We start from the raw sequence: 11,787 nt of genomic DNA on the forward strand, positions 1-11,787 counted from the left end.
ACGCGAGCCCCGTTTGCCGTTGCCCCCTCACTGGCTGGCGCCCCCCAGTGGCAGTACCCGCCGCACCTGCTCAAAGCGCTTGGTCGACAGCGTCACCTCCAGCGCCTGTGGGGGCACCGGCCGCCGCTGGGCCATGGGCCAGCTCGCCTGCCAGCCGCTTCCGGGCACATGTACACGCCAATGCAGCTCGCGTACACCTTCGAGCAAGCGCTGCGGCCGAAGCTGGTCTTGCCCCTGCGTGCGCCGTTGACGCCACAGCACCCCTTCCTCGAGCCAATACTCGACAACCCTCAACTCGCTGCGTTTAAGCGCCTGGTTGTCTTGCTCCCTGGCCAACCAATGCGCCCGTGCGCCGTGCAGCAGTACACCGTAACCGCCCTTGCCGAGACTCGCAGGCTGGTAACCCAGCAGGGCATCGCGTTGCATCAGGCTCATGGCCCTGGCCAACGCTCGCAGCTCATTGGCCTGCATCTGCCGTGCGCTTTCGGCACGCATGAACACATCGAGCACGCGCGCGCTGCCCACCGCCAGCGAGGCAAAGATGGCGATCGCCAGCAGCAGCTCGATCAAGGTGAAGCCCCCCTGCCCGGGCAACCTGCCTGGCCTAGCGTGGCGCATCGAACAGCCCCAACCACCCCGTGGCCTGATGCAGTACTTGGCGGTCCGAAGCAAGGCCTACCCGTACGTGTACTTCCAGCAGGGCACTCCCAGCCAGGCGGCGGCGGGTTTCCTCCAGGGTCCAGCGACGCTGGCCGAACATGACATCCAGGGTGCGCTCGCCAGGACCCGGTGCAGGTTGCAGGCGCATCTCCATCAAGTGGTTGTCAGCGACCCAGCTGGCGAGCAAGCGCTTCTCAAGCCCCTGCGATTGCACCAGCACATGCTGGCTGGCCGAGGTAACCGCCACGGCCAGTACCGCGAAGATCACCAACGCCACCAACACTTCCAACAAGGTGAAGCCGCGTTCAGCGCAGGAAACTGGGGTCATTGATGCCATCGCTCGACACAGAAACAAGGCGTACATCGTTCACCCCGAAATGAAGAGCAAACGGCGTGTGCTCGTCGTTGCCGTACATCACCAGTTGCGGAGCCCTCCCAGGCACACCGGGAGGCACCGGAACCCCATCGATCTCCACGTGCAGGTCCAGGTCGATATCTCGGTGCTTGCCCGCAATCTCCCAGCTGTGCCCGGCGGCTTTGAGCAGTTGATAGCCCCGGGCATCAATGCGAATACCCACCGCCAATCCTTCCAGCACCGCCTGTTGCCGCGCGTGCTGCACCAACTGAAAGAAAAGGCTGGCTTCCTGATTGGCCATACGTTGCGGGTCGCGCCCGAACATGAACCCTGCCATGCTCATCACGATGCCCAGCAGCAGCATGACCAGCAGCAGCTCCAGCAGCGTAAAGCCTTGAGAACAGCGCTGTTTCATTCGGGCCAGTTACCAATATCGGCATCCATCTCATCACCACCCGGCTGACCATCGGCCCCCAGGGAGTAAAGGTCATAGCCTTGGGCAGAACGGGTGCCCGGGCTTGCAAACTGGTAAGGGGAGCCCCAGGGGTCGATGGGTGTACTCTTGAGATAGTCTTGGGCACTCCATTGACGCGGCAGGGGCGCTACGGTTGGTCGCGTCACCAAGGCTTCCAGGCCTTGCGAGGTGGTCGGATAGCGGCCGTTATCCAGGCGGTAGATTTCCAACGCGGTGGAGATCGACTGGATATCGGTACGGGCTGCGGTCAGCTTGGCATGGTCAGGACGGCTCATCACGTTGGGCAGCACCAGCGCGCCAAGCACCCCCAGGATGATGACCACCACCATGATTTCGATGAGGGTGAAGCCGCGTTGCGCACGGCGTGCTGAACGTATGGACATATCAGTTGACCAGTTGGTTGAGGTTGAGAATCGGCAGCAGGATGGCGAGCACGATGAACAGCACGATGCCGCCCATCACCAGCAGCATCAGTGGCTCGCACAGGCTCACCAGCAACGAGATGCGCCCCGCCAGTTGCCTGGCCTGAAGGTCTGCGGCACGTTCAAGCATGGTGTCCAGCTCACCGGCGCGTTCGCCACTGGCGATCATGTGCAGCATCAGTGGCGGTAAGGTGTCGCTGCGTGCCAGGCAATTGGCCAGCGAGCTGCCCTCGCCCAGCTCGCGAGCGGCCTGCAACAAACGCTCGCGCAGAATCAGGTTGCCCATCACCGCTGCGCCGATGTTCATTGCCTCGACCAGGGCGACCCCGCTGCGCCCCAGGATGGCCAAGGTACCGATGAAGCGTGCCGCTTCACTGGCCCGGACAAACTCGCCATAGCCCGGCAGGCGCAGTGAAAAGCCATGCCATTGCCTGCGCAGTGCCGGTTGGCGAAGTGCCCAGGCAATCAGCGCAGCAGCTACCACCAACAGCGCCAGCGCTGCCAAGCCGTAATGCTGGGTGGCATCGCTCAGGGCGATCAGCACTTGCGTTGCCAGCGGCAGCTGCGCTTGGTCGCGCGAAAAGGCCTGCACCACATCGGGCACCACATAACCGAGCAGAAACCCCACCACCAGTAACGAAACAACCAGCAGGATCACCGGGTAAACCATGGCCAGTTGTACCTTCTGGCGCAGGGCCTGCTGGTTCTCGCCATGCTCGGCCAAGCGTTCGAGTACGGCCGCCAGGTGGCCGGAGCGTTCGGCGGCGGCCACGGTCGCCCGGTAAACCATGGGGAACGCCTGAGGGTAGTGCGCCAGGGCTTGGGCCAGCGCGAGGCCTTCGGCAACCCGCTCAACCACGCCCCTCAGCACCAGCCTTACCTGGCGCTGGGTGCTCTGGCCGGCAACTGCCTGCAAGGCCTCGGTCAACGGCACCCCAGCATGCAGCAGCGTCGCCAGCTGGCGGGTGAGCAACGAGCGTTGGGCCAGGCTCATGCCTTTACCTGTGCGCCAGGCGGCCATTGGCGATGCCCCTACCGGGGCCAGCTTCAGCACCAGCAAGCCTTGCTCGCGCAAGGTTTGCCGGGCCTGACGCGCCCCCGGTGCCTCCAGCGTTCCTCGCTGGCGCGCCCCCTGCGCATCCTGGGCCTGGTAGCGGAACACCGGCATGTCAGCCCTGCCCCGTCACACGCAGCAGCTCTGCCACGCTGGTCTGCCCCAGGCAGACCCGCTGGACGCCATGCTGGAACAGGCTCGGTGTGGCCCCGCGGATCACTGCGGACATGTCAGCCAGGGACGCACGGGCGTGGATCGCCTGGGCCAAGGCAGGCGTCACCACCACCATCTCGTGCAAGGCCAGGCGCCCGCTGTAACCCTGCAGGCATTCGCTACAGCCCTGCGCTTCGTAGAGCTGCGACGGCAACCCGGCAGGGTGGCCCAAAGCGCTGGCCGTGGCCTCGTCCACCTCATAGACGACCTTGCAGTGGTCGCAAAGCCGCCGCACCAGCCGCTGGGCCATCACCCCGGCCAGCGATGAGGCAAGCAAACACGTATCGATGCCCATGTCGGCAAGGCGCGTGATAGCCCCCAGCGCACTGTTGGTATGCAGGGTGGACAGCACCAGGTGGCCGGTCAGCGAGGCCTGCACCGCGATGTCTGCAGTCTCCCGGTCACGGATTTCGCCCACCATGACCACGTCCGGGTCCTGGCGCAGGATGGCGCGCAGGCCACGGGCGAAGGTCATGTCGACCTTGGTGTTCACCTGGGTCTGGCCGATGCCGGGCAGGTGATATTCGATCGGGTCCTCGACGGTGAGGATATTGCGGGATACCTGGTTTAGGTATGACAGCGCGGTGTACAGCGTCGTGGTCTTGCCGGACCCGGTGGGCCCGGTGACCAGAAAAATGCCGTGCGGTTTTTCCAGCATGTGCATGAAGCCAGCTCGCACCGAGCTCTGCATCTGCATGTGGTCGATGTCCAGGCGTACTGCCTGCTTGTCCAGCAAGCGCAGCACCACCCGCTCGCCATGGGCGGCAGGCAAGGTCGACACCCGCACGTCCACTTCATGGCCGGCAAGGCGCAGGCTGATCCGGCCATCCTGGGGCACGCGCTTTTCGGCGATATCCAGGCGCGCCATGACCTTGATGCGCGAAACCAACAGGGCAGAAAGTCCCCGCGGCGGCGTCAGTACTTCGCGCATGACGCCGTCGATGCGCATGCGCACGCGCAGCTGCTGCTCGAAGGTTTCCAGGTGGATATCCGAGGCCCGCGATCTCACCGCCTCGCTGAACAAGGCGTTGAGCAGGCGAATGATCGGCGCGTCGTCTTGTTGCTCAAGCAGGTCGCAGGTCTGCGGCAGGGCTTCGGCCAACCGCGACAGGTCGATTTCCTGGTCGAGGCCCTGGACCACCGCCTGCGCGGCATCCTGGCCTGGGCCGTAGCATTGGGCCAGGCGCTCGGCAAAGTGGGCGTCGCTCACGCGACGCAGAGGCCAGGTACTGCCCACTCGCCTGCAGGCCTCAGCCATGGCGGCCAGTGAAGCGCCTTCACGCATCAGCAAAGCAGGCTCGGCTGCCTGGCGGTCGAGCAGGATGCCGTGACGTCGGGCAAAGCTGAACGGTAGGGCGATGCTCATGGGCGCGGCCGGAGCGCGTCGGGCAGACGCCGCGTATCGAACATCCGCGGGGCATCTTCCGGCAAGGTCGAATCATCCGCATGGCGCAACCCTTCGTAGGCACGCCCCCCCGCCTCGACCCGGTCGGCCTGGCTGCGCAAGATGGTCGGGCGCAGGAACACCATGAGGTTGGTTTTTTCCTGGGTGTCGCTGCGCCACCGGAACAAGCCACCCACCCAGGGAATACGGCTGAGCAGCGGCACGCCGCGCTCTACCTGGCGCACGCTGTCCTTGATCAGGCCACCAATCACGATGATCTCGCCATCGGATGCCAGTATGGTGCTCTTGAGCGTGCGCTTGTTGGTGATCAGGTCATTCTCGGCCGCGCTGGGCGCAATTTCCGAGCTTTCCTGCTCGACCTCGAGGCGCAGGCTGTTGCCTTCGTTGATGTGCGGGCGCACCTTCAGGCTGATACCGATGTCCTTGCGCTCGACCGTGGTGAAGGGGTTTTCCGAACCACTGCCGGGGGTCACGTAAGAGCCTGTCTTGAACGGCACGTTCTGCCCAACCAGGATCTGCGCCTCCTGGTTATCCAGCGTCAGCAGGCTAGGCGTGGACAACAGATTGCTGCGGCTGTTGCTGGCCAAAGCCGATACCAGGACGGCAAAACGATCAGATCCGATGGCCAGGGCGGCGCCCCCCGGCAGCTTGGCCTCCTTGCCCAGCAGGTCGGCCAATGTAGCGCCGCTTTCGCTGTAGGTAATGCCACCTTTGAGGCCACCCTTGTCCATGCCCCATTGCACGCCCAGCGCCTCCTCGATGCTGCCGCTCACTTCAACGATTGCCGCATGAATAAGCACCTGCGCCCGCGGCTGGTCCAGTTGCAGGACGATCTGTTCCACACTGGCCAACGTCTGCGGCTCGCCCAGCAGCACCAGCGCGTTCTGGCTGGCATCGGCCTTGACGATGGCTTCGCCGGCGATGCCGACGCCCGGAGTGTTTGTGCCCGGCGTGCCATCCAGGCGTTTGCCCACCTCGCCCAGCACCTCGGCAAGCTGCTCGGCGTTGCTGTGTTGCAGGCGCACCACCCGCCAGTTCTGTGAGGTAGCTGGTGCTGGTACATCCAGCGTGCGTGTCAGTTGCGCCAAGCGTTGCCTGGACTTGGCCGGGCCAAGGATCAGCAGGCGGTTACCGCCCGCATCGACCAGCACCCGCACGCCGCTGTCGGGCCCTCCGGCGGCTGCTTCAATCACTGGGAACACCGCATCGGCGCGGGCTTGGCGCAAGCTCACCAGCTCATGGTCATGCCGCTGGCCGCTGTCGAGTTGCAAAACCAGGTGCTCCAGGCGGTCAAGGTTGGCTGCGGAGTCGGTCACCACCAAGGCATTGGCCGAACTGGACGGCCCAATGTAGCCACTGCTGGAAACCAGTGGCCGTAACAACCCGGCCAGGTCGGCAGCCACACTGCCCGACAGGTTGAAAACCCGCGTCGTGAACGCTGCCGGTATCGCCTCCACCTGCTGGTTGGCCCAGGCCTTGGCCTCACTGGCCGGCAGCACCAGCAAACGGTCACCGTCGTTCACGGCGGCAAAGCCTTGGGCATTGAGCACCGAGTAGAACAGCCGGCGGATCCCTTCGCGGTCCAGTGCTTCGTTGGAAAGGACTGTGATACGGCCCTGCACGCGCGGGTCGAGGATGATCGTCTGGTCGAGGATCGCGCCCACTTCGCGTACCACCTCGCGTACATCGGCATCGCTCATCGCCAGCTGCCAGGTGGGCGCCTCAGCCAGCGCCAGGGAAGAGTTCAGGGTAAGACAGGCGCCGAACGAGGCGGCGCGCAGATATCGCTTGAGAGTCATTGCACCTCCCGCAACACGCGGGATGAAGGGTCGGGAGTGTGGTGCGGGCGAACGGCAGCACCTGCAGGCAGGAACACGGAGGGAGCGGGCGCGGACATCGACACGACTTCCTCGCGGCCTTCGGACCACAACACGATGGAACGCACATCGATACGGCGCAGCACGCCGCGTCCCGGTATGCGGTCACCGACGCGGTAGATAGCCTCACCGTCATGGCTTTTCACCAGGGCACGAGCCTCGCCCTGGCTGGAAACGAAACTGGCCTTGAGGGCGACATCCGCTTGGCCCGACTGCTGCGGGCGCGTTGCTTTGAAGCCGAACGCCAGCGCCACGGTGGCCGCCGGCAACGCTTTTGTCGGCAGCTGGGGTGTCTCCAACGGCACTGCCGGCGGGGCAGCGACGGGATAAGTCCTTTCCCGCCATGCCAGCCAGGCAAGCGTTGCCACCACGCACGCCAGCCAGGTCAAATGCGAACTGCGCTTCATCCGGGTCAGGGCAACACCCGCCGCAGCACGCGTCGCCCGCTCAGCTCATGCAACACCACGGCAGCGATATGCAGCGCTACCCCCGTGGCCAGCAGCAGGCAGGCAGCAATGTGAATGTAGAACCAGACGCGGTGCCAGAACGGCTCGCTCAGCAGTGGCGAAATGGAGAGCCAGCCGAACACGTCTATAACCCTGTCCATCATCAACAGGCCGGACGCCAATACGATCGCCGTGCTCCAGTACAAGCCCTCGTGCACGACATGCGCAATGCGCTGGCCCTGAGGGTCATCGTGCAGGCTAGGTGGCTTGAGACGGGTCAGGCGCAACAGCCAGCGCAGCAGAAATACCGGGATGAACAACGTAGTCATGGCGACGTTGATGAAGGCGACCAGGTGAAGCGTGGCGGGGGTGACATCCATGTGCGCCACGTAAAAACCGCTGATCAGCGCCCAAAGGATGACCATTGCAGAGACCCAGTGCAGGAGGATCTGCTGCCAGCAATACTTTTGTACTTGCATTTGGAGTACTCGAAGAGCCTGGCCCCCTCAAGGGGCCAGGTTTGATGCCTTATTTCTCGGTCCAGGCCATGTTCCAGTGAGAGCCAGTACCTGGCTCGAACTGGCCAGCGGCTGGGGAGTACTGCACGCAGTAACCCGAGGCAGGGAATGGCTGGCACTCGTAGACCTTGCCATTCTTGGGCTGCAGTACCTTGGTACCCGCTTTGTAGTTGGAGAGCGATTCAGGGAAGACAAAGTCGTAAGAGGCATCGCCTGCCGCTTTGAGCTGCAGCGTCTTCTGGTCCTGCAGCAGCACCCGATCGAGCTTGTCCACGCCCACGACCTTGAGGGTGTGCATACCCTCGCCACTCACGACATTCAGCGCGAACGGTTCCGTACCGTTAACGTTCTGGCGCGAGTAAGAGACCTGCTTGTTATTGCTGTCGAACAGCCGCGCCGTCACGGTCAAGGCCTTGTTGGTCATGACGCTGAAGTCCACGCCACCTTTGCCATCCACGATCGTGTACTCGGGTTTGACATCATGCAGGTGCATCGTGGTCGGATCGCCAGCGGCGGTTTCAAAGTCCAGAATGTAGTTGGTCAGGCCGCTTTCGGCTTTGGCGAAGATGCTGTTGGAGCCCTGCACGGGCTCGATGTTGCCGTCCGTGTCCATCTGCCCGGCACGTACCAGCGTCTGGGTTTCATTGATCTGCCTGGCCAGCTTGTAGGCCCAGTTGGCAGCGATGCCCTCTTCGGCGCTATCGACCGTGATGCTCACATGGTGCGAGGTACGCTCGCCATTGGCATCGAATGCGCGTGCAGTCACTTTATCGCCAACTTCAAGGTCACGATTGGCACTGATTTCAGCCAGGCGCGGCCATTCCGGGGCGGGGCCGCCATCGAGCTGGATATCGACGTCAGCAACGCTATGGAACGCCTTGTCGGTATCGCCAACTTTCCAGACGCCAAGAATCACATGTTGGCCGGTGCGGTCAGTCGGCAATGTGCAGCTGTGCTTCGGGTTGGTACCTGTACCAGCAGTGGGTATCTGATGCTTGCCATCTACCACGCAGAACGGGGTGGCATCGAAAGCGGCACGCGTCAACGCTGCGTTGGGGTTCCAATCCGCCTTGGTAATGAAGTACTCCCACGAGGTAACCGGATGCGGGGCCTCATAATGCCAGTCGAACTGCATGTTACGGTCAGTGACCGGGGTCAGGTGCCAACGGTTGGCCGATTGCTCATCCAGGGCGCCGAAGTCGCCACGCGCACCGCCACTGGCAATTTTTCCGTCAACAGGACCAGCACTTGGAAAACGCCCAATCGCCTCACCGACCGACCACGGTTCGTACTGAGCGCCACCACAGTTGGTGTTGAGGTTTTTCTGGTTCGCATGGCAGAGCGCCGCGCGAGAAGGTGGATCTGCCAGGTTGCCATGCGCATTGGCAAGTTGAGCTTGTAAAGCTGTGCCTGCAATCGCCATCCACACACCTGTGGCGACAACGCTTTTTCGCAGGGTCTTTGTTGTATTCATCACGAACTCCGAACGCATTGCTGGTGAAATGCGCAAGGGCGCACTTACTGGAAGCGAATGCGCCTTCTGCGCAAGGGGAGTCCGGACTTTAGAGAAAAGCAGTTTGCCTTAATGTAGGAATAAACCTGTCTAGCTCCCCGATTCGCAACCTTTGCGCTCGGGGAGCTTGGAATCAGCCGTGGTACTGCGCAGACAGCTCGTGAACGGCATTGATGAATACACCGGCATGCTCCGGGTCGACTTCCGGGGTAATGCCGTGGCCCAGGTTGAACACATGGCCGGTGCCGTGGCCGTAGCTGGCCAGGATGCGCGCCACTTCCTGGCGGATGGCTTGCGGCTTTGCGTAAAGCACAGTCGGGTCCATGTTGCCTTGCAAGGCTACTTTGTCACCCACGCGGCGGCGGGCATCGCCGATTTCGCAGGTCCAGTCCAGGCCCAGTGCGTCGGCACCTGCGTCGGCGATGCTTTCCAGCCACAAACCACCATTCTTGGTGAACAGGATCACCGGCACCTTGCGCCCTTCGTGCTCGCGGATCAGGCCGCTGACGATCTTGCGCATGTAAGCCAGGGAGAATTCCTGATAGGCAGCCGCAGACAGGTTGCCGCCCCAGGTATCGAAGATCTGCACAGCCTGGGCGCCGGCAAGGATCTGGCCGTTGAGGTAGCTGGTAACCGACTGGGCCAGTTTGTCCAGCAGCAGGTGCAAGGCTTGCGGGTTGTCGTAGGCCATGGCTTTGGTCTTGCGGAAGTCCTTCGACGAGCCGCCTTCGACCATATAGGTGGCCAAGGTCCACGGGCTGCCCGAGAAGCCGATCAGCGGCACGCGGCCGTTCAGTTCGCGGCGGATGGTGCTGACTGCATCCATGACATAGCCAAGGTCTTTCTGCGGATCGGGGATCGGCAACGCTTCGATGTCGGCAGGGGTGCTGATGACCTTCTTGAAACGCGGGCCTTCGCCGGTTTCGAAGTACAGGCCCAGGCCCATGGCATCGGGGATGGTGAGAATGTCCGAGAACAGGATCGCCGCGTCCAGCGGGTAACGGTCCAGCGGCTGCAGGGTAACTTCGCAGGCGAACTGAGGGTTCATGCACAGGCTCATGAAATCACCCGCCTTGGCCCGGCTGGCGCGGTACTCCGGCAGGTAGCGGCCGGCCTGGCGCATCATCCACACCGGGGTGACGTCTACGGGTTGCTTGAGCAGTGCACGCAGGAAACGATCGTTCTTCAGGGCAGTCATGTCGGCATCCGGAAAAATAGTGCGGGCATTTTCTCAGACGCCAGCGCAAAAGGCACGGCCGTGGCCATGCGTTTTGTCTATTGGGTGCCACAGATCAAACGATTTTGTATACAAAAGCTTCGCGGGCGTGCCTGCCCCCACAGGTTCTGCGTTGAACCCTGTGGAAGCGGGCACGCCCGCGAGCAGGTCGAAGATCAGACTTCGAGGTAGTCCAGGATACCTTCGGCAGCCGTACGCCCTTCGAAGATCGCCGTCACCACCAGGTCCGAACCACGCACCATGTCGCCACCGGCAAACACTTTCGGGTTGCTGGTCTGGTGCTTGAACTTGCCCTTCTCCGGCGCTACCACGCGGCCCTGGCTGTCCAGCTGGATGCCATGCTGCTCGAACCATGGTGCCGGGCTTGGGCGGAAGCCAAAGGCGATGACCACGGCATCGGCCGGCAGGATCTCTTCGGAGCCTGGAATCGGCTCAGGGCTGCGGCGGCCACGGGCGTCCGGCTCACCCAGACGGGTCTCGACCACCTTCACCCCTTCGACCTTGTCCTCGCCGACAATAGCGATGGGCTGGCGGTTGTAAAGGAACTTCACGCCTTCTTCCTTGGCGTTCTTCACCTCTTTGCGCGAACCCGGCATGTTGGCTTCGTCACGGCGATAGGCACAGGTCACTGCCTTGGCGCCCTGGCGGATCGAGGTGCGGTTGCAGTCCATCGCGGTGTCACCACCGCCCAGTACCACCACCTTCTTGCCCTGCATGTCGACGAAGTCTTCCGGCGACTTCTCGAAGCCCAGGTTGCGGTTGACGTTGGCGATCAGGAAGTCCAGTGCGTCATGCACGCCCGGCAGGTCTTCGCCCGGGAAGCCACCCTTCATGTAGGTGTAGGTACCCATGCCCATGAACACCGCGTCGTACTCGGCGAGCAGCTGTTCCATGGTCACGTCCTTGCCCACCTCGGTGTTCAGGCGGAACTCGATACCCATACCGGTGAACACTTCACGGCGGTTGCTGAGGACGGTCTTTTCCAGCTTGAACTCGGGGATACCGAAGGTCAGCAGGCCACCGATCTCAGGGTTTTTATCGAACACCACCGGGGTTACCCCGGCGCGCACCAGCACGTCGGCGCACCCCAGGCCAGCCGGGCCGGCGCCGATGATGGCGACGCGCTTGCCGGTGGGCTTGACCTTGGACATGTCCGGGCGCCAGCCCATGGCGAAGGCGGTATCGGTGATGTACTTCTCCACCGAGCCGATGGTCACCGCACCGAAGCCGTCGTTCAGGGTGCAGGCGCCCTCGCACAGGCGGTCCTGTGGGCATACGCGGCCGCACACTTCCGGCAGGGTGTTGGTCTGGTGCGACAGCTCCGCCGCCGCCAGGATGTTGCCTTCGGAAACCAGCTTCAACCAGTTGGGGATGAAGTTGTGCACCGGGCACTTCCACTCGCAATACGGGTTACCGCAGCCCAGGCAGCGGTGCGCCTGCTCCACGGACTGCTGCGGCTTGAACGGTTCGTAGATTTCCACGAACTCCTTCTTGCGCTGGCGCAGCAGCTTTTTCTTCGGGTCCTTGCGACCCACTTCGATGAACTGGAAGTCGTTGTTCAGACGTTCAGCCATTTTTCAAAACCTCTTTACCGCAGTTGCCAGCCTCAGGC

At 63.0% G+C, this 11,787-nt stretch carries 12 protein-coding genes; all 12 read right to left on the reverse strand.

All coding sequences use genetic code 11. The features are described from left to right. Window positions 1–27: 27 nt before the first annotated feature. The 12 genes from DMX11_RS14515 to DMX11_RS14570 all read right to left on the reverse strand — a co-directional run bounded on the left by DMX11_RS14515 (window position 28) and on the right by DMX11_RS14570 (window position 11,749). Window positions 28–618, reverse strand: a complete 591-nt coding sequence (locus DMX11_RS14515; RefSeq protein ID WP_110745150.1) for a type II secretion system protein GspJ — start codon at window positions 616–618, stop codon at window positions 28–30. Further along, window positions 605–988, reverse strand: a complete 384-nt coding sequence (gspI, locus tag DMX11_RS14520; RefSeq protein ID WP_110745151.1) for a type II secretion system minor pseudopilin GspI — start codon at window positions 986–988, stop codon at window positions 605–607. Before gspI ends, DMX11_RS14515 begins: the two co-directional genes overlap by 14 nt. Beyond that, window positions 966–1,430 carry a prepilin-type N-terminal cleavage/methylation domain-containing protein gene (locus tag DMX11_RS14525; protein ID WP_110745152.1) on the reverse strand — a complete coding sequence of 155 codons (465 nt, stop codon included), beginning with the start codon at window positions 1,428–1,430 and terminating at the stop codon, window positions 966–968. The genes gspI and DMX11_RS14525 overlap by 23 nt, the downstream gene beginning before the upstream one ends. Beyond that, complete coding sequence (gene gspG / locus DMX11_RS14530) at window positions 1,427–1,873, reverse strand: type II secretion system major pseudopilin GspG (protein WP_110745153.1); 447 nt, start codon at window positions 1,871–1,873, stop codon at window positions 1,427–1,429. The genes DMX11_RS14525 and gspG overlap by 4 nt, the downstream gene beginning before the upstream one ends. Before the next feature lies 1 nt (window position 1,874). Continuing rightward, window positions 1,875–3,080, reverse strand: a complete 1,206-nt coding sequence (gene gspF, locus DMX11_RS14535) for a type II secretion system inner membrane protein GspF (protein ID WP_110745154.1) — start codon at window positions 3,078–3,080, stop codon at window positions 1,875–1,877. Window position 3,081: 1 nt separating this feature from the next. After that, window positions 3,082–4,545 carry a type II secretion system ATPase GspE gene (gene gspE / locus DMX11_RS14540; protein WP_110745155.1) on the reverse strand — a complete coding sequence of 488 codons (1,464 nt, stop codon included), beginning with the start codon at window positions 4,543–4,545 and terminating at the stop codon, window positions 3,082–3,084. Then, window positions 4,542–6,383, reverse strand: a complete 1,842-nt coding sequence (gene gspD, locus DMX11_RS14545) for a type II secretion system secretin GspD (RefSeq protein WP_110745156.1) — start codon at window positions 6,381–6,383, stop codon at window positions 4,542–4,544. Before gspD ends, gspE begins: the two co-directional genes overlap by 4 nt. After that, window positions 6,380–6,868 (reverse strand): hypothetical protein, encoded by a 489-nt coding sequence (locus tag DMX11_RS14550; protein ID WP_177410744.1) that lies wholly within the window; start codon window positions 6,866–6,868, stop codon window positions 6,380–6,382. Before DMX11_RS14550 ends, gspD begins: the two co-directional genes overlap by 4 nt. Before the next feature lie 5 nt (window positions 6,869–6,873). Next, a complete protein-coding gene (locus tag DMX11_RS14555; protein WP_110745157.1) occupies window positions 6,874–7,386 on the reverse strand; it encodes a cytochrome b/b6 domain-containing protein in 513 nt (170 codons plus the stop codon). Between the two features lie 49 nt (window positions 7,387–7,435). Continuing rightward, the gene (gene gbpA, locus DMX11_RS14560; protein ID WP_256590618.1) at window positions 7,436–8,899 is read right to left on the reverse strand and encodes an N-acetylglucosamine-binding protein GbpA; all 1,464 of its coding nucleotides are present in this window, start codon (window positions 8,897–8,899) and stop codon (window positions 7,436–7,438) included. Window positions 8,900–9,071: 172 nt separating this feature from the next. After that, complete coding sequence (gene hemE / locus DMX11_RS14565) at window positions 9,072–10,136, reverse strand: uroporphyrinogen decarboxylase (protein WP_110745159.1); 1,065 nt, start codon at window positions 10,134–10,136, stop codon at window positions 9,072–9,074. A gap of 194 nt (window positions 10,137–10,330) precedes the next feature. Further along, on the reverse strand, window positions 10,331–11,749 hold the full coding sequence (locus DMX11_RS14570) for an FAD-dependent oxidoreductase (RefSeq protein WP_003249156.1): 1,419 nt from the start codon (window positions 11,747–11,749) through the stop codon (window positions 10,331–10,333). Between the last annotated feature and the right edge of the window lie 38 nt (window positions 11,750–11,787).

This window comes from Pseudomonas sp. LB-090624 (assembly GCF_003205205.1).
Classification (GTDB): domain Bacteria; phylum Pseudomonadota; class Gammaproteobacteria; order Pseudomonadales; family Pseudomonadaceae; genus Aquipseudomonas.

What these genes read in the sequence shown, in the direction of transcription:
- gbpA (WP_256590618.1), bottom strand. Translation starts at nt 8,899, where the DNA reads ATGAATACAACAAAGACCCTGCGAAAAAGCGTTGTCGCCACAGGTGTG.
- DMX11_RS14550 (WP_177410744.1), bottom strand. Translation starts at nt 6,868, where the DNA reads ATGAAGCGCAGTTCGCATTTGACCTGGCTGGCGTGCGTGGTGGCAACG.
- DMX11_RS14555 (WP_110745157.1), bottom strand. Translation starts at nt 7,386, where the DNA reads ATGCAAGTACAAAAGTATTGCTGGCAGCAGATCCTCCTGCACTGGGTC.
- hemE (WP_110745159.1), bottom strand. Translation starts at nt 10,136, where the DNA reads ATGACTGCCCTGAAGAACGATCGTTTCCTGCGTGCACTGCTCAAGCAA.
- gspG (WP_110745153.1), bottom strand. Translation starts at nt 1,873, where the DNA reads ATGTCCATACGTTCAGCACGCCGTGCGCAACGCGGCTTCACCCTCATC.
- gspI (WP_110745151.1), bottom strand. Translation starts at nt 988, where the DNA reads ATGACCCCAGTTTCCTGCGCTGAACGCGGCTTCACCTTGTTGGAAGTG.
- DMX11_RS14515 (WP_110745150.1), bottom strand. Translation starts at nt 618, where the DNA reads ATGCGCCACGCTAGGCCAGGCAGGTTGCCCGGGCAGGGGGGCTTCACC.
- DMX11_RS14570 (WP_003249156.1), bottom strand. Translation starts at nt 11,749, where the DNA reads ATGGCTGAACGTCTGAACAACGACTTCCAGTTCATCGAAGTGGGTCGC.
- gspE (WP_110745155.1), bottom strand. Translation starts at nt 4,545, where the DNA reads ATGAGCATCGCCCTACCGTTCAGCTTTGCCCGACGTCACGGCATCCTG.
- gspF (WP_110745154.1), bottom strand. Translation starts at nt 3,080, where the DNA reads ATGCCGGTGTTCCGCTACCAGGCCCAGGATGCGCAGGGGGCGCGCCAG.
- DMX11_RS14525 (WP_110745152.1), bottom strand. Translation starts at nt 1,430, where the DNA reads ATGAAACAGCGCTGTTCTCAAGGCTTTACGCTGCTGGAGCTGCTGCTG.
- gspD (WP_110745156.1), bottom strand. Translation starts at nt 6,383, where the DNA reads ATGACTCTCAAGCGATATCTGCGCGCCGCCTCGTTCGGCGCCTGTCTT.